The sequence below is a fragment of the Carnobacteriaceae bacterium zg-C25 genome (assembly GCA_017945845.1).
Taxonomy (GTDB): Bacteria; Bacillota; Bacilli; order Lactobacillales; family Aerococcaceae; genus WM01.
In genome coordinates this window covers 944134-962380 of sequence record CP072828.1, presented here as the reverse complement: position 1 = coordinate 962380, position 18247 = coordinate 944134, and the positions used below count along the sequence as shown (strand labels likewise).

Annotated in this window: 15 protein-coding genes and 1 other RNA gene; 9 read left to right on the top strand and 7 right to left on the bottom strand. The window is 36.5% G+C overall.

Annotated elements, in window-relative coordinates:
* Nucleotides 1–8: 8 nt before the first annotated feature.
* From J7S27_04520 to J7S27_04510, 3 genes are all read right to left on the bottom strand, one after another.
* Complete coding sequence (locus J7S27_04520; protein QTU82578.1) at nt 9–1076, bottom strand: AEC family transporter; 1068 nt, start codon at nt 1074–1076, stop codon at nt 9–11.
* 228 nt (nt 1077–1304) lie between these two features.
* A complete protein-coding gene (locus J7S27_04515) occupies nt 1305–2861 on the bottom strand; it encodes an ABC-F family ATP-binding cassette domain-containing protein (protein ID QTU82577.1) in 1557 nt (518 codons plus the stop codon).
* 112 nt (nt 2862–2973) lie between these two features.
* Nucleotides 2974–3324, bottom strand: coding sequence for a thioredoxin (locus J7S27_04510; GenBank protein QTU82576.1), 351 nt, complete (start codon nt 3322–3324; stop codon nt 2974–2976).
* An 83-nt stretch (nt 3325–3407) separates the two neighbouring features.
* On the opposite strand from J7S27_04510, the gene J7S27_04505 reads away from it, so the two are divergent.
* Both J7S27_04505 and J7S27_04500 read left to right on the top strand, forming a co-directional pair.
* Nucleotides 3408–4127: a 16S rRNA pseudouridine(516) synthase gene (locus J7S27_04505; protein ID QTU83616.1), complete on the top strand. Its 720-nt coding sequence runs from the start codon at nt 3408–3410 to the stop codon at nt 4125–4127.
* Between the two features lie 9 nt (nt 4128–4136).
* On the top strand, nt 4137–5057 hold the full coding sequence (locus J7S27_04500; protein ID QTU82575.1) for a hypothetical protein: 921 nt from the start codon (nt 4137–4139) through the stop codon (nt 5055–5057).
* A 101-nt stretch (nt 5058–5158) separates the two neighbouring features.
* Here the strand turns inward: J7S27_04500 and ssrA are convergent.
* The 3 genes from ssrA to J7S27_04485 all read right to left on the bottom strand — a co-directional run bounded on the left by ssrA (nt 5159) and on the right by J7S27_04485 (nt 6910).
* Nucleotides 5159–5520: a transfer-messenger RNA gene (gene ssrA / locus J7S27_04495) on the bottom strand.
* A 143-nt stretch (nt 5521–5663) separates the two neighbouring features.
* Nucleotides 5664–6284 carry a DsbA family protein gene (locus J7S27_04490; protein QTU82574.1) on the bottom strand — a complete coding sequence of 207 codons (621 nt, stop codon included), beginning with the start codon at nt 6282–6284 and terminating at the stop codon, nt 5664–5666.
* 59 nt (nt 6285–6343) lie between these two features.
* Nucleotides 6344–6910: a CYTH domain-containing protein gene (locus tag J7S27_04485; protein QTU82573.1), complete on the bottom strand. Its 567-nt coding sequence runs from the start codon at nt 6908–6910 to the stop codon at nt 6344–6346.
* 83 nt (nt 6911–6993) lie between these two features.
* Between J7S27_04485 and J7S27_04480 the strand changes: the two genes are divergently transcribed.
* The 6 genes from J7S27_04480 to rny all read left to right on the top strand — a co-directional run bounded on the left by J7S27_04480 (nt 6994) and on the right by rny (nt 13963).
* A complete protein-coding gene (locus J7S27_04480; protein ID QTU82572.1) occupies nt 6994–7860 on the top strand; it encodes an NAD kinase in 867 nt (288 codons plus the stop codon).
* Nucleotide 7861: 1 nt separating this feature from the next.
* Entirely contained in the window at nt 7862–8758 is an 897-nt protein-coding gene (locus tag J7S27_04475; protein ID QTU82571.1) for an RluA family pseudouridine synthase, read from the top strand.
* Nucleotides 8759–8920: 162 nt separating this feature from the next.
* Nucleotides 8921–10183 (top strand): UDP-N-acetylglucosamine 1-carboxyvinyltransferase, encoded by a 1263-nt coding sequence (locus J7S27_04470; GenBank protein QTU82570.1) that lies wholly within the window; start codon nt 8921–8923, stop codon nt 10181–10183.
* A 1-nt stretch (nt 10184) separates the two neighbouring features.
* On the top strand, nt 10185–11441 hold the full coding sequence (rho, locus tag J7S27_04465) for a transcription termination factor Rho (protein ID QTU82569.1): 1257 nt from the start codon (nt 10185–10187) through the stop codon (nt 11439–11441).
* A 109-nt stretch (nt 11442–11550) separates the two neighbouring features.
* Nucleotides 11551–12249 (top strand): rRNA pseudouridine synthase, encoded by a 699-nt coding sequence (locus J7S27_04460; GenBank protein QTU82568.1) that lies wholly within the window; start codon nt 11551–11553, stop codon nt 12247–12249.
* A 142-nt stretch (nt 12250–12391) separates the two neighbouring features.
* Nucleotides 12392–13963, top strand: a complete 1572-nt coding sequence (rny, locus tag J7S27_04455) for a ribonuclease Y (protein QTU83615.1) — start codon at nt 12392–12394, stop codon at nt 13961–13963.
* Between the two features lie 70 nt (nt 13964–14033).
* Here the strand turns inward: rny and J7S27_04450 are convergent, their stop codons facing one another.
* Nucleotides 14034–14945 carry a hypothetical protein gene (locus tag J7S27_04450; GenBank protein ID QTU82567.1) on the bottom strand — a complete coding sequence of 304 codons (912 nt, stop codon included), beginning with the start codon at nt 14943–14945 and terminating at the stop codon, nt 14034–14036.
* A 77-nt stretch (nt 14946–15022) separates the two neighbouring features.
* Between J7S27_04450 and J7S27_04445 the strand changes: the two genes are divergently transcribed.
* The gene (locus J7S27_04445; GenBank protein QTU82566.1) at nt 15023–18211 is read left to right on the top strand and encodes a DNA polymerase III subunit alpha; all 3189 of its coding nucleotides are present in this window, start codon (nt 15023–15025) and stop codon (nt 18209–18211) included.
* The last annotated feature ends 36 nt before the right edge of the window (nt 18212–18247 follow it).

The window sequence follows — 18247 nt, the reverse complement described above, 5'->3', positions numbered from 1 at the left end:
TTTAGTGATTAAAAAATACCTAATGAACCAATGATTTGGATAACAACAATCCAAATTGGTGCAGCGATAACGGCCGCTACAGTACCAAGTAATGAGAAGTTTGACGCTAAAATAGCATCTTTATCAAAGTTGATGGCGTATGCTACTGCAACTGTTGCAGGTGGTGTAGCAACCATGATAATTGTTGTTGCTAATGCAACTAAGTTAACTGGTAAAATATGTGTTGTTGTTAAAAGAACTAATGCTAATAAGTTTAATGCAGGTAACACTAATAATTTAACAAAAGTAGCGTACCAAGTTACTTTATCAGACATCGCTTGTTTAAAGTCGATTGAACCTAATGTTGAACCGATTGCTAACCATGCTAATGGTGAAGCTAATGCTTGTAAGTAAGTTAAGATTTGGTATAACTGTGGTGCAGTTTTATCTAAACGTAAAAATGCATAGTTTGTAACCACGCTTTGACCAGAAGCATTTTTTGCTGTAATCGCAACTTGTGGTAAGTTTGCTTGGAAAATCCAGATGAATAAACCAAGGAAAGTAGCAATAACGATAGGGTTTAAAAACATTGTTTTTAAGTTTTGTTTTGTGACTTTTAAGCCAGACATTTTAATGTAGCAGTATGAGTATAAAAATACACGGTAACCAATGTTGAAAATTGATCCGTATAATGCACCTTCTGCACCGTAAATGGCTGAAACGATTGGTAAACCAAAGAATGTTGTTGATCCAAAAATAGATAACATACGTAAAGTATCTTGTTGGTTTCCTTTAAACTTTGCAAATAATGGCATTGTTACAAAAATTAATAAAATGTAAATTAGGAAACCCCAAATTAAAATGTTAATTCCTTGTTGGAATGTTTCTTTTTTAATGTCCACTAAAAAAGAACGGAATGCTAATGCAGGGATAGATACGCTTAATGCAACGTGAGTTAACACTTTACCAGTGTCAGCAGTAAATGTTCCCTTTCTTCTTAGATAAAATCCAAGTAAAATAATCGCTAAACTTGCAACGATTGCTGTTGTGATACTTTGATTACTTAAAGTATCTTGTAAGACTTTGAAAAAATTCATGTCTGTCCTCCTTGTTATTTTTTTAACAAAAAAGAGTATAACGCGTTTTTTCATTTTTTTCAATAGTTTTTTCAAAATGAAAATGACTTACATTTTCTAACAGTGATTAAAGTATTAATTTGAAAATAACGGTATGAAAACGCTTTAAATACTTTTGAATTATTGTTTTATACAAAAGTAAAAGCACTCCAAAAGTGATTAACTTTTGGGGTGCTATTGATGTACTATTTAGCCTTTTTTAATAGAGTATCCGGAAAAGTCCCAAACATCACTGACTAATCCTTCGTAAAATTCAGGTTCGTGGCATACCATTAAAATGCTACCTTTGTATGCTTGTAAAGCACGTTTTAATTCGTCTTTGGCATCTACATCTAAGTGGTTTGTTGGCTCGTCCAAAATTAAAACATTGCTTTCGTTGTTTTGTAATTTGCATAGGCGTACTTTCGCTTGCTCACCACCAGATAATACTTTGACTTGGCTTTCAATGTGTTTTGTTGTTAATCCACATTTTGCAAGAGCAGCGCGCACTTCGGCTTGGTTCATGTAAGGGAAAGTATCCCAAATTTCGTTTAAGCACGTTTTGGACATATCGCCTGACATTTCTTGTTCGAAGTACCCAATCTCTAAAAATTCGCCTTTTTCAACGGTACCTTCAATGGCAGGAATAATGCCGAGTAGACTTTTTAAAAGTGTTGATTTTCCAATTCCATTAGAACCGGTGATGGCAATTTTTTGCCCGCGTTCCATTGTTAAGTGCATTGGTTTGGTCAATGGAGCGTCATACCCAATGACTAAGTTTTCGGTTTGGAAAATGTAGCGTCCAGGTGCACGTGAGGTTAAGAAATTGAATTGTGGTTTTGGTTTTTCTTGAACCAATTCAATCATGTCCATTTTATCCAATTTCTTTTGACGGGACATTGCCATATTACGTGTTGCCACACGAGCTTTGTTACGTTGTACAAAATCTTTTAAGTCGGCAATTTCTTTTTGTTGACGGTTGTAGGCAGCTTCAATTTGTGCTTTTTTCATGGCATACACTTCTTGAAATTTATCGTAATCGCCAACATAGCGTGTTAATTCTTGATTATCCATATGATAAATTAAATTGATGACACTATTTAAAAATGGGATGTCGTGTGAAATTAAAATGAAGGCATTTTCGTATTCATTTAAATAACGTTTCAACCATTCAATGTGTTCCACGTCTAAATAGTTTGTTGGTTCATCTAATAATAAAATATCGGGTTTTTCCAATAGTAGTTTAGCCAACAAAATTTTAGTCCGTTGTCCACCGGATAATTCGGTAACGTCGGTATCCAAACCAAAATCATTAATGCCTAATGCACGTGCCACTTCTTCAACTTTGGCGTCAATGATGTAAAAGTCGTGTGTTTCCAATAGTTCTTGTAACTCGCCCGTTTCTTCCATCAATTCAGCCATTTTTGTATCATCGGCATCGCTCATTTCCATATAAGCTTCATTTAAGCGTGTTTCGTAAGCATACAAATGCTCAAATGCGCTACGTAAGACGTCACGAATGGATAATCCTTTTTCTAAAACGGTATGTTGATCTAAATAGCCAACACGTACACGTTTGCTCCATTCAACTTTCCCTTCATCAGGTTGTAGCTTTCCCGTAATAATATTCATGAAGGTCGATTTTCCTTCACCGTTCGCACCAATTAAACCAATATGCTCGCCTTTGAGTAAACGGAACGACACATCATTAAAAATTGCACGTTCGCCAAAACCATGCGTTAATTTTTCAACATTTAAAATACTCATAGTAACTCCTTTGTATTATGGTCTTTCAAATTTTACCATAAAAAAATGATTAGCGTATGAAAAACTGTAAAGTATAATAAAAAACGTCCAACAAAGTGTTGAACGTTTCATGTTATGCTAAATGGGCAAATGCTTTAATGTCTTCAATTGGCATAGAAGAATCACATTTAACAGACACTTCACCATTTGTCACTTGAACAAATCCCGGTACAGTTGGAATGGTGTATAAACTTCTAAATTCTTTTAAAGCGTCTTCTTGACCAACGGCTTCACTATTAATATAGTAGATTGTTGCTTTTGTTTCGTTGACAACATCGAATAATTTTCCAGCAAATTTACGACAATATGGACAAGTGCCACGGCCGATGAAATAGGTAGCGCTTTGTTTGTTGGCAATGGTTTCTTTTGCATGTTCTACAGTTGTTTCGTGTAATACGGATACGTGTTTTGTAAAGTTTTCCATAAGTTCCTCCAAATGTTTTTTTTGATTATCGCATATTTCAGATTGATGTGAAAGATTTTTGCTTGTTGTGTTATAATGGCGACATGCGATTAGATAAATTATTAATGAAACATGGTTTTGGCTCGAAACGGGACATTAAGCGGTTGCTTTTTTCAAAGCAAGTTAGTGTAGATGGTCATGTGGTGATGCAAGAAAATTTAACGGTGGATACGACAATACAACGTGTCGTTGTTAATGGGAAAATTTTACCAAATAATAGTGATGTCTATTACATGTTAAATAAACCAAAAAATGTTGTGACTGCTGTAAAAGACGACAAAAAACAGACGGTGATTGACTTAATTGATGAAAAAGATCGTTGTGATGGGTTGCATCCAGTTGGGCGGTTAGATGCGGATACGACGGGGTTAGTGTTGTTGACGACCAATGGGCGATTAGGGTATCGTTTAATTCAAGAAAAGTACGATGTCTCTAAAGTTTATGCCGTTACGGTTAATGGTTTTTTAGATGAATCAGCGGTTGAAGTGTTTGAAAAGGGTGTTGTTTTTCATGACGGGACGCGATGCAAAAGTGCTAAGTTAGAAATTTTATCCTCAAGTGAAACAGCATCTTATGCTAAAGTGGAGATACACGAGGGGAAGTATCATCAAGTAAAAAAGATGTTTTTATGTGTTGGGGTAAAAGTTATCGAATTGCAGCGTCTAACACTGGGACCGTTAGTGTTGGATGAAACATTGAAAGAGGGCGAGTATCGTCGATTAAAAGGGGATGAGTTAGAAAAATTAAAGAAATATTTTGTATAAGGATGAAAAATGGAAACAGTAATTGTAAAAGCGTGTGTATTTTATTTTATTATTTTAGTAGGGTATGTTTTTAAACGGACACAATTTTTAGATGACCATGCGTTAAAATTATTATCGAAATTGATGTTAAAAGTGACTTCTCCGGGACTGATTATTATGAGTTTGGCAAATATTAAAATAGAGTTGAAACAATTACTTTTAATAGGATTAGGGATTGTATTTCCGATAATTTATTTATTGGTGGCATTATTTCAATATCGTAACACGTCAGCTCAACAACGTGCAGAAGCGGTCATTTCGTACTCAGGTTATAACATTGGTGCGTTTGGGTTACCATTTATTCAAAATTTTTTCTCGGGTAGTGCCGTCTTAGCCACCGCTTTATTTGATATTGGAAATAGCTTTATTGTATTAGGTGGATCGCTAGCCGTTGCGCAGTCACAATTGCATACAAAAAACCGTTTTCGTTTTTCAACTCTTTTAAAAATGGTGTTTTCTCAAGTCGCCATTTTAACGTATTTAGTGATGATTTTATTAGGACTGCTACACATTCCAACACCAGAATTTGTATTAGAGTTAGCAAAACCTTTTGGACAAGCGACAACAATGGTGGCGATGCTCATGTTAGGTTTAGCGATTGATATTCGATTGGATAAACATTTTTTAAATCGTATGGTTAAAATTTTACTCTCACGTTATTGCGTTTCAGCTATTTTAGCTAGCATCGTTTATTTTGTTTTACCGTTACCCATCGATTTAAAACAAATATTGGTATTACTTGTTTTTACACCTATACCCATTGTGTCGACAGCATTTATCCATTCAATAAAAGGGGATACAGAGCTTTCTGGAGCGGTATCATCTTTAAGTATTTTAATTAGTATTCCGATTATGTCTGCTTTATTGGTGATGATGGGGCATATTGCTTAATTAAATAACGATTGTTTATTGGTTCGGTATCATATTGATACCAACAACCTTAAAAATGAGATAACGAAAAAACGCCGTTTCGATAAGAAACAGCGTTTTTTGTATGGAGACGGCGGGAGTCGAACCCGCGTCCAAACATATTGCCACAACAAATTCTACAATTATAGTTTACTCATTTAAATTTCGCTCAATGCTAGCCAGTAAACAGGCGTTCATTTTGCTAGTTTGATTAATCTCTTTTGCGCACTACAAACGGAAGTTTGCAACGTATCCCACTAATCTAAGACTAGCGACTAACTCATGGGAGAAGCTAGGCTAATCTTGCAACGCTGGTTATTAAGCAGCGAAAGCAAAAGTTTTGTTTGTGTTTGCAGTTATATTTAACTGTAGCGTTTTAACGTAGACGCAACCTACGAATTGCCTTCATTGTTCAAACTATGCCTGTCGAATCCGTAACGTCCCCGTAAGCATAGTGTTATTATCTAAAGAAATTGTGAAATTGTCAATGAAACTGCCTAGGTACGTAAAATTCACGTGATGATTTGTTAAAAGATAACAGAAAAAGTGAACAGATAAAAACGCCTCCTGATGAACAACAAGAGACGTTTATTTGATTTTAAATTGCACATTTGATTGTACGGCATATAAAATATCATCTACGGATACGGTGTTTTCTAATAAAATACCATCATCGCATAAACTATCAAAAATAATAACACTTGGGGCACGCGATACGGTGTAGTGCTTTGCCATCTTTAAATCTTTTTCAATAAGATGACTGACGGTTTGTGAATGTGCGTCACTAATGAGCATATCAATATCCAGATTTGCTTTTTTTGCCGCATTTAGCATCATCTCATTTGTCAATTGGTGACCATATGCTTGTGTGTACGGATTTAAGTGATATAAAAATAGTCTTGCTTTTTTCTTACCTTGACACGTTGCCGCTTTAAATAAACGTGTAATCGATTGTGTCGTATGCATAATATTTTTTCGTAACGTCAAATCAGTCAAAGGTAATTGATGCGCTTTAATGTAGCGATCAATAATTTCTTGATTTTGATACGGAATAATATGAAAATACGTTTTAACGGGTTTGCAAGACATTGCCGTAATGAGCTGATTGACGTTGCAATGGCAAAACGTATCAATGGGATTCACAAATAAATACACATCGAGAACAGACGATGCGTAAAGGTTGTTTTCTTTTTTGTCTAAGGTTGACATATTGTGCCTCTTGGAAGTTTTATTATGACTATTATAGCAACTCTCATTTGAAATGGCGATTATTTTGCTTGAGTCGATTGAAATAACGCCCTTGAAAGTTTGGACGCCACTTTAACATACGGGATAGACAATTGTTTGAGTAAGTCGTAAAACGGCTGTGGTGTTGTGGTGTACTCGAACTCCAATTCATATGTGACGCCAGATGGAAAGTGACTTTTATCTATTGCCCAAATCCCTTCCGGAGCATGTATTTCGTAACGTTCATTAATGAGTTCACCGATAACAGTTAGTGCGTCCAATGAAATATGATACGTTTTTAATAACTTTTCAGACACGTCACCCGATACAAAAGTGTGTGGTGTCATTTGCAAAAGTTCAAACGTATCGGTCGTTTCTAATTTTTCGTGTGTGCGGATCGATTCTTTTAGTGTGAATTCTGCAGTCGTATCGACAAGACGCACGCGTAATCCCGCCTTGTTTTGACGAAGTTTGCCATCTGTTGTGTCGTAATATAAATTGTGTTGTTTGATATAATGGGTAGGATTAACGTTAAAATGATTTAATAATAACGTATAGTGTTCTAGAGAAATGGCTGTTTTGAGTTCTTTTTCAATCGTCTGTGTCATCGTGTCACCAAATTCATATATTTTTAAAGTATTCTTATGTGTTTTATGATAAACTTGTATTAACTAAAGTGGAGGTTTTTTAAATGAAAATCGCAATACATTCCAACAATTTAGACATGTCGGTAGCATTAGCCGAAACGTTAAAAAGTCGCTTAAAAGGCACCTCATTTGTATTTGATTCTAGCACACCCGATGTGGTTGTGTCTATTGGCGGAGATGGTACGATGTTAAGTGCCTTTCATAAATATGAACATCTATTAGAAACTACTCGATTTGTTGCCGTACATACGGGGCATCTTGGTTTTTATACCGATTTTGTAGCGCAACAAATTAATGATTTAATTACATTTTTAAAAAATGTTGCACATTACGGCGACGTTTCTTATCCGTTGTTGAGTGTGCAATACAGTGATAAAAATGGTCAGCACGACCAATTGGCATTAAATGAAATGACACTAAAAACGATTAGCGGAACGCTTGTGTGTGAAGTGTACATTAATGACGATTTATTTGAAGTGTTTCGTGGAGATGGTATTTGCTTATCTACACCGACAGGTTCAACAGCCATTAGTAAATCGTTAGGTGGAGCGGTACTGCATCCCGGTTTAGATGCCATGCAATTAACAGAGATGACAGCACTTAATAATACGGTGTACCGCACGATTGGTTCCCCTTTAATCTTACCAGCAAGCGATCGTGTAAAATTGGTCATTAAACGTGCCATTACACCAGTAATGGTGATTGATAATTTTGAGCCTTATTTTATTGATATGGAAAACACAAAAGAGATTGTTATTACATTATCTCATCAGCGGGTGTATTTTAAAGATTTCAAAAATATTGATTTTTGGAAACGCGTTGAATCTGCATTTATTGGTGAAATTGATCGCGAGGCGTTATCGGTAAAACCAACAAGGCGAAAATATAACTTTGTAAAATTGGAGAAATAATATGCAATTTGAATGGCGTTATACGCACGAAGAACGTATAACGGTGAAGATGTTTTTGAAACAACAGGGTGTATCGCGCCGGTTGTTGACAAACATTAAATATGACGGTGGCAAAATATGTGTCAATGGTATTGAACAAACGGTTAGATATTTGCTTTCTTTAGGAGATGTTGTCACGATTACAATACCAAATGAAGGCGTACAAGGCATTATTCAAGGGGTTGATATGCCAATAGATGTATTGTATGAAGATGACCATTATATTGCTGTGAATAAGCCGTCGGGTGTGGCGTCTATTCCGTCCTTTAATCACCCTTTATATTCTATGGCCAATCGCATTAAAGGGTACTATGAAAAGCAAGGCTATGCGAATCAAGTCATTCACGTTGTGACACGATTGGATCGTGATACAACGGGAGTGTTGTTGTTAGCCAAGCACCGTTTTGCACATGCGTTAATTGATGAGCAACTTAAAAATCGTACGGTGGATAAAGCGTATATTGCTATTGCGAAAAAGCCAAATGCGCTAGAGCAAAAAGGTTTTATTGAAGCTAATATTGCTATGGCACCGGATACGATTATGATTCGTCAAATTGGTTACGATGGACAAGGACAGTATGCTTTAACAGAATATGAGTGTATTGAGCAGTTGCAACACGCCAATGTGTATGCGATTAAATTGCACACAGGACGAACACATCAAATTCGGGTGCATTTTAATTATAAAGAAGCAACGCTAATTGGCGATAATTTATATGGCGCCAAAGAAGATGACATGATGAAGCGACAAGCGTTACATTGTAAGCAAATTCGATTTTATCATCCGTTTAAACAACAACACATCACCATTGAAGCACCTATGCCAGAAGATATGTTAGCGTATATTAAACGAGGGTAACCTAGCTGTTTGGCTAGGTTTTTTGTTAAATGAAAATGATAAAGTATGTAAAAGACTATCGTATTGTTGGTAAATCGTTTATAATAGTGTGGCATTTGCTGTAGGTAAATGAAATATTATAAAATAATCGTTAAAAGTGTATGTAATTTAGGAGAAATAGAGATGAAAAAAATTGTGGTGAACGGAGGAAAAGCTTTATCTGGTGAAATAACGATAAGTGGTGCAAAAAATAGTGTGGTGGCATTAATTCCGGCAACTATTTTAGCGGATACACCTGTCGTATTGGAAGGCGTACCGGATATTAGTGATGTTCATGCATTAATCGAAATTTTAAATGATTTTAATGTGAAAACAGACTTTAAAGAAGGCGTTTTAAAAATTGATCCAACACACATTGAATCAAAGCCGATGCCAACGGGTAAAATTCAAAGTTTACGGGCGTCGTACTATTTTATGGGTGCAACGCTAGGACGTTTTAAAGAAGGTGTTATCGGCTTACCTGGAGGATGCTTTTTAGGCCCACGTCCAATCGATCAACACATTAAAAGTTTTGAAGCGTTAGGTGCCGTTGTGACGAATCAAGAGGGTGCGATTGCCTTAGATGCCAAAGAAAACGGATTAATTGGGACACGTATTTTTATGGACGTTGTTTCTGTTGGTGCAACAATTAATGCGATTTTAGCAGCCGTTAAAGCAAGTGGTAGAACCATTATTGAAAATGCGGCACGTGAGCCAGAAATTATTGATGTGTGTACATTGTTGACAAATATGGGTGCTAAAATTCGTGGTGCCGGAACGGACACTATTCGTATTGATGGCGTTGAACATTTAATCGGTTGTACGCATGCCGTTATTCCTGATCGTATTGAAGTCGGTACGTACATTTCTTTAGCCGCAGCGGCTGGTGAAGGTGTGTTAATTAAAAATGTTATTGTGGAACACGTAGAAAGTTTCTTAGCCAAATTGGAAGAAATGGGTGTGCCATTGACGGTTGGCGATGATGAAATTTATGTGCATAAAGCTGATCAATTAAAAATGGTATCGATTAAAACAAGTCCATACCCTGGGTTTGCGACAGACTTACAACAACCGATTACACCGTTGCTACTAAAAGCATCGGGTACGGGAACAGTTATTGATACCATTTATCCAAAACGAACCAAACACATTCCTGAATTGGCAAGAATGGGCGCTAATGTTCGTGTTGAAGGGGATACCATTCGCATTAGTGGACCAAATACACGTTTAGTTGGCTCACAAGTAACGGCAAGTGATTTACGTGCTGGTGCGTGTTTGTTAATTGCTGCATTAATGGCAGAAGGCACTACGGAAATTTTTGAAGTTGGTCATATTTTAAGAGGGTACTCTAATATTGTTGAACATTTACAACGTTTAGGCGCAGATATTCAGATGGTTGAGGTGTAATATGAGTGATGTTTTTACGTTAGATTTATTAATGAATGAATCATTACAAGTGTTATACAATTATGCTAAAGAACTATTTATTCCGGATTACTCACAAATGAGTAAAAAAGAATTGTGTTTAGCCATTTTACGCAAACAAGAAAATACGCAAGGTTTTTTTACAGCAGAAGGTGTTTTGGACATTTTTTACAATGGTCAAGATCTATCAGGTGTTTTAAGACCGATTAACTATTCGCCTAGCCAAGAAGATATTTATATTTCCGGATCGCAAATTCGCCGTTTTGAATTGCGAAAAGGGGATTTAGTTAAAGGAACTGCACGTCCACCAAAACAATCTGAACGCAGAAATGGGTTGATGCAAGTGCATTACGTAAACGGTAAAGATCCCGAACAAGCGAAATTGCGTGATCATTTTCCAGCGTTGACACCCGTTTATCCAGATACACAAATGGTGTTAGAACACCATCAAAAAGAATTAACAACACGTGTTATGGATTGGGTGGCACCTATTGGCTTTGGACAGCGTGGGCTAATTGTTGCCCCACCAAAAGCAGGTAAAACATCTGTTTTAAAAGCGATTGCCAATGGTATTTCAACCAATTATCCCGACGCGCATTTAATGGTTTTATTGATTGATGAACGTCCTGAAGAAGTTACTGATTTGGAACGTAGCATTCAAGGTGAAGTTATCTACTCGACATTTGATCAACAACCTGAAAATCATATTCGTATCGCTGAGTTAGTTTACGAACGTGCATTGCGTCTTGTTGAAGAGAAAAAAGATGTTATCATTTTGATGGATAGTATTACCCGTTTAGCGCGTGCGTACAATTTAGTGATTCCGCCAAGTGGACGAACGTTAAGTGGTGGTATAGACCCAGCTGCATTTTATAAACCGAAACGCTTTTTTGGTGCGGCGCGTAACATTGAAGACGGCGGGAGTTTAACCATTTTAGCGACTGCACTTGTTGATACCGGTTCACGAATGGACGATGTCATTTATGAAGAGTTTAAGGGAACCGGAAATATGGAGTTACATCTATCTCGTGAGTTAGCACAACGCCGTATTTTTCCAGCCATTGACATTAAAAAAAGTGGCACACGACGTGAAGAGTTATTACTTAAAGAAACGCTACTGGAATCTGTTTATAAAATTAGAAACAGTATGAAAGGCGACGCGTTAGAGTACACAGAAGCTATTTTAAAAGGCATGGTGTCTAAAAAGACAAATGCAACTTATTTTAAAGCGTTAAAATAATGGTCTTTGATAAGTGTCATATATCGACGTTTGGAATGATCAAAATAGTCACAAATCGATTGAAAAGCGTTGGCAACAACGCTTTTTTGGTAGGTAGTAAGGAGAAATGATGCGATTAGATAAATATTTAGGACAAGTAGGTGTAGCTACGCGTACGCAAGCAAAACAACTTGTCAAGCAAGGTAGAATTACAATAAATGATCAAGTCATCAAAAAATCGGATATTCAAATCGATGAGTATAAAGATACCGTATGTTTGGACGGAGAAGTGTTACATTATCAAAAATATGTTTACTATATGCTAAATAAACCGCAAAATGTAGTGAGTGCGACACAAGACAATTTGCATCCAACGGTAATGGATTTATTAAATGAAAATACAAAAGATATTTTTCCAGTTGGTCGATTAGATATTGATACAACGGGATTACTTTTATTAACAAACGATGGACAATTAGCGCACAGTTTACTTTCTCCAAAAAAACATGTGTCAAAAGTGTATCATGTGACGGTTGAATATCCATTGAGTAGCGATGATATTGAAGCGTTTAAAAATGGTGTTGTATTGTCCGACGGGTTTGTTTGTCAAAGTGCAACATTGGACGTTGTGGATGACACCACCGCCTATGTCACCATTTGTGAAGGTAAATTTCATCAAGTCAAACGCATGTTTTTAGCGCGGTCTAATCGAGTTCTTGCCTTAAAGCGTGTTGCTATGGGACCTTTAAAATTAGATGAGACATTACCGCTTGGAGCGTATCGTGAATTGACCATTGACGAGCGTGAAAGTTTATTAAAATTCAAATAATTTTTTTGACATTAAGTACAATTAACTATAAAATGGTATTATATACGCAGGTATATATTTTCATTAGTATGATTTGAAATTAATCTAACAAACAATATAGGAGGACGTTATGGGAGCACATGAAGGTGCTGGTTTTAGCGTAATGACTATCATTGTTGTTTTAATTGCAACTATTTTGGGTATAATAGTTGGTTATTTTGTTCGTAAAGCATCTTATGAAAAACAATTAACAGCCGCGCGTTTAACGGCTCAAAATATTTTACAAGATGCACAACAATCAGCTGAATTGACATTAAAAAATGCCGAGTCAGAAAAAAAATCGGTTTTATTGAGTGCTAAAGAAGAAATTCAACAGTATAAATCAAACGTGGAAGATGAAGTGAAACAACGTCGTCGTGAAGTTGTGGATCAAGAAAAACGTTTGGTGCAACGCGAAACAACTTTAGATCGTAAAGATGAAAACTTATTGCGTCGTGAGCAGACGATTGATGCCAAAGAAGAAGCATTATTGAAACGCACGCAAGTTCTTGAAGAAGAAGAGTTAAAAGTTAAAGCGTTAGTTGAAGAACAGCAAGTTGCTTTGGAAAAAGTGGCTAGCTTAACGCGTGACGAAGCAAAAGACATTATTTTATCAGATTTATCACAGCAATTGATACATGAACGTGCAATCATGGTAAAAGAGTCAGAAATTCGTACAAAAGAAATTGCTGACAAACAAGCAAAAGACATTATTTTAAGCGCTATGCAACGCGCTGGTTCAGATTTAGTGTCTGAAAATACGGTGTCTGTTGTTTCTTTACCAAGTGATGAAATGAAAGGTCGTATCATTGGTCGTGAAGGGCGTAATATCCGTACGCTTGAAACGTTGACAGGGATTGATGTGATTATTGACGATACACCTGAAGCAGTTGTGTTAAGTGGTTTTGATCCAATTCGTCGTGAAATTGCGAAAATGACGTTAGAGAAATTAACGAAAGACGGTCGTATTCATCCTGCACGAATTGAAGAAATGGTTGATAAATCACGTAAAGAAATGGATGAACGTATCCGTGAAATTGGAGAAAAAGCTGTTTTTGATTTAGGTATCCACACGTTACATCCTGATTTAATTAAAATTATTGGTCGCTTAGCGTTTAGAACAAGTTATGGTCAAAATGTATTAAACCACAGTATTGAAGTAGCGCGTTTATCAGCGTTAATGGCAAGTGAACTTGGTGAAGATGAAACAATTGCTAAACGTGCAGGTTTATTACACGATTTAGGTAAAGCGCTTGATCACGAAGTAGAAGGTACCCACGTAGAAATTGGTGCCGAAATTGCTAAAAAATATAAAGAAAATGCCATTGTTGTTAATGCTATTGCATCTCACCATGGTGATGTTGAAGCGACATCAACAATTGCGGTTATTGTCGCGATTGCAGATGCTTTATCTGCTTCAAGACCGGGTGCACGTAGTGATTCATTGGAAAACTACATTAAACGTTTAGAAAAACTTGAAGAAATCTCAAGTAGTTTTGAGGGGATTGATAAAAGTTTTGCGATTCAAGCCGGACGTGAAGTACGTGTTATGGTTAAACCAAATGTATTGGACGATGAGCAAACAGCATTATTGGCACGTGATATTAAACAAAAAATTGAAACCGAATTAGAATACCCAGGACAAATTAAAATAACAGTGATTCGTGAAGTACGATCAGTGGAATTAGCTAAATAAATGAAAAAAGACTAGCCGTTGGGTTAGTCTTTTTTGGTGATATCATTTTCAAAGTGACAAGAGCGTCACGTTATTTGTTTAATGCTTTAAACCAAAAAGGATAGTTAATCAATTGAATGTGCTGGGATGTTCCTGCTAATTCGTTGACTTCACCGTCTGCTTGAGTGAAAATGTTTGGCTCAAATTGTATCGACATTTTAGTAAACGGGATTTTTAAGACACATTCGTGTGATAGGTGCGTGTGTCTTGCAAATTTTATAAGCAACGATATGAGTTTTGGTAGTGAAAGTGAATGAATGATAATGGCATGTGCTGTTTCATCAAAAATAGATAAACTAGGATCTAATACAAGTCCACCACCAAATTGCGGATTATTTAAAAATGTCGCCATGGCGACTTTTGGATAGGTTGTCCCATCCACTGTTAAATCAAATGTTTTAAATTGAAATAATGCCCGAATGACTAGTAAAAGATACGATAAAAACCCAATTTTTAATCGATTAAATAGCGGTTTAATTTTTGAATGCTCTACTAGATGACACACTTGTGCATCAAATCCGATTCCAAAACTATTGATGGCAATCGCTTGATTGGATTGTAAAATTGGTAAAATAAAAGGTGTTTCACAACGTAAAATATCGTGTAATTGAGATAATGGTTCTCGATGACGCAACACTTTGCTTGCAAAGTCATTTCCCGTTCCTGACGGAATAAAACCTAAAGGAATGCGGAAGTGATGCGCCACTAACGTTTGGACAACGTGATGAATGGTTCCATCGCCTCCAATGACGATTACTTTTTGTTGTGGTGTATACGCTTGTGCGATTTGTAGAGTCAATTCACGTAAATGTGCTAAAGAGGTTGATGTCAATGTGTCATAAGTTAATTGTTGTTGATCGAGTTCATTTTGAATGGTGGCCACGATTTTTTGACTGCGATGTCCACCAGAGTTTGGATTCACTAATAAAATAATGGATGTCATAAAAAATCTTTCTGTAATAAAATAAAAAATGATATACTTATCATATCATAAATGAATAAAATGGTTAAGGAGGTAAAATGTTCACATCATTAAATATTAAAAGTTCAAGTAGTTTATTGCAAAGTCCGCATACCGTCGAACAATATTTAGTATTTGCCAAAAGTAAAGGGTACACCACTGTTGTGTTGAATGAAGAAAAAATTTTAGCTAGTGCGGTAACATTTTACCAATTGGCTAAACAACTTGAATTAAAACCGATATTGGCGCTATCATTTACCATCCAAGATATCGCAGTAAGTGCCTTTGCGTTAAATGAAAAAGGGTATTTTGAATTGGTGGATTTATCGTCTACTTTATTGTGTGAGAATGGCAAAATAGATTTAACGCAGTACAAACATTTAGCCTATACCGTTAATCAAATGGATGAACGTGGTATTGCCTTAGCCGATAAATTGAAACAGAGCGTTAATTGTCCGGTTTATCTCATGCAATCGGATGTGTCGACGGCAACACAAGAGATTAAAAAAAGAGTGAATGTACCCGTTTTATTATCTAAACCGGTAGCTTATTTAACGCCGAGTGAATTGTCTACGCTAAAAGTATTACGCTCAATTGATCAGAATACAACGCTGACATTAGATGATCTGATGGTTAGTGGCAGTGATTTTTTATTGGAAGCAAATGAATACTATAATTGGTGTTTACAAGATGAAGACGCTTTTCAATTGACTCAAACATTTTTAAATGACATTGACTTAACGATTCCGTTAGATCAACAGTTGTTGCCGGAATTTTCAACACAGGCCGACGAAAAACTAAAAGAGTTAGCCTTTTTGGGATTAAAAGAACGCGGATTATATAAAGACAATTACATTCAACGTTTAGAAAAAGAATTGGATATTATTAAAAACATGCGTTTTTCCAATTACTTTTTAATTGTTTGGGATTTAATGGCGTACGCGCATCAAAATCATATTATGACTGGTGCGGGGCGTGGGTCCTCGGCGGCTTCTTTAGTGTCGTATTGTTTACGCATTACAAATGTAGATCCCGTCAAATATAATTTGTTGTTTGAACGGTTTTTAAATCCACAACGATATACCATGCCGGATATTGATTTAGATTTTCCGGATAATCGACGTTACGATATGTTGCAGTATGTTGCTAAAAAATACGGGCAAAATAATGTAGCGCAAATTGCAACGTTTGGAACGTTTGCGCCACGTCAAGCCATTCGAGATGTCGCGCGCGTGTTTGGTGCAACGACGCAAGAATTAAAAGCGTGGGCTAACGCGGTTGGGCAAGTATCATCGCTATCACAGTGTGGTAAAGCGTTAGATGAAATGGCTAAAAAAACACCACGACACGAAAAAATTGTGGAGTTAGCCAAAGCGATTGAAGGGCTACCGCGTCATTTATCAACGCATGCTGCCGGTGTCGTGATTAGTGATAAAGTTTTACAAACGGTTATTCCGGTACAACAACACGATAATCAATTGTTGTTGACGCAATTTGATATGAACGATGTTCAAAAAGTAGGCCTATTAAAAATGGATTTTTTAGGGTTGAAAAATTTGTCCATTTTAGCAGATGCGCAAAATGCGGTACAACAAATTGAGCCTAACTTTGATATTTGGGCAATTGATTTTGAAGATCAAGCCACATTAAAATTGTTTGCAAGTGGTCAAACTGATGGGGTGTTCCAATTTGAATCGGCAGGGATTAAACGTGCTTTACGTCAAATTAAACCAGCCAATTTACAAGAAGTCGCAGCAGCAAACGCGCTATATCGCCCGGGTCCAATGGAGCAAATACCAACTTTTGTGAAACATAAAAATAAACAAGAGCCAATTCGATATTTACACGATGATTTACGAGATATTTTACATGATACGCAAGGGATTATTGTGTACCAAGAACAAATCATGCTCATTGCCAATCGTATGGCGGGGTATTCGATGGGACAAGCGGATCTTTTACGACGCGCTATTGCTAAAATGGATAAACAAGGTATGGCGAGTGAAAAAGAACGATTTATTTCAGGCTTTTTATCAAATGGCTATTCTCAACAAACGGCTGACAAAGTGTTTACGTATATTGAAAAATTTGCAAGTTACGGTTTCCCAAAATCGCATGCGTTTGCTTATTCTATTTTGGCGTATCAATTAGCGTATTTAAAAGCGCATTACCCACAAGCGTTTTACCTGGCGTTATTATTGCATACAAATCCAAAAAGTGATCGCTATATGACGTATATTACACAAGCGCGCCAACATCGTGTGACGTTTTTATTGCCGAATATTAACGAAAGCGAGTATGCTCATCGTATTTTATCCAACGAGCATATTTTGTTTGGATTATCAGCAATTCAAGGGGTTCGCTACAATATGATTGCTAGCATTTTATCTGATAGAAAAGCGAATGGACACTTTTCATCTTTAGATGATTTTGTACAACGTCTAGAGGATCAATTTACTAAAGTGGAATTGATTGAACCGTTTATTTACGCGGGTTGCTTTGATTGCTTTAATGAAACACGCGCCACACTCATTCATCGTTTGCCTAACCTTTTAGAAGATAGACAATTTTTAGGTGGTGGCTTATTACCGCTCAAAAAAACAACGCTAGCTGAATTTGACGATACGGTTGTGGTGGAAAAAGAACGACAATATTTAGGCTTTTCATTAAAAAATCAAATGAATGAAGACGTGCTCATGTTTTACGATAATGGCATGTTGCAAAAAAGTATTGATGTACAAGAAAATGATGTTGTGCATTTCATTGGTGTCATCAAAAACATTCGAAAAATTACGACAAAAAATCATAAGCGCATGGCGTTTGCCACGTTTGAAGATCCGTTTGGCATCGTGCAACTTACACTATTTCCTGAAGTGTACCAAAAAGTGTTGTCGATACTAGATAATCAGCAATCGGTTTACATTCAAGGAAAAATTCAAAAGGATCAACAAGGGGATTTGGTGTGTGTGGTCAATCGTATGACACTCAAAGAGCAGATGCTACCACATCTTCAAGCCAAATTAAAAAAAGTGTATATCCGTGTACAAAGCCACGACCAAGTTGACGAGGTGAAAAAACAGGTGTTGAACTTCAAAGGAAGCTCGCCTGTGAGTGTGTACGTGGAGGAGACAAAACAATATATCAATTTGTCTAAAGCGTATCAAGTGAGTGTGTCGAATACGTTAATGACGGCCTTACAACTACAATTTGGAAAAGAGAGCGTTGTCATAAAAGAACGGACCATTTAATTTTACGAAAATCACGACAAATTTACAGAAAATGCA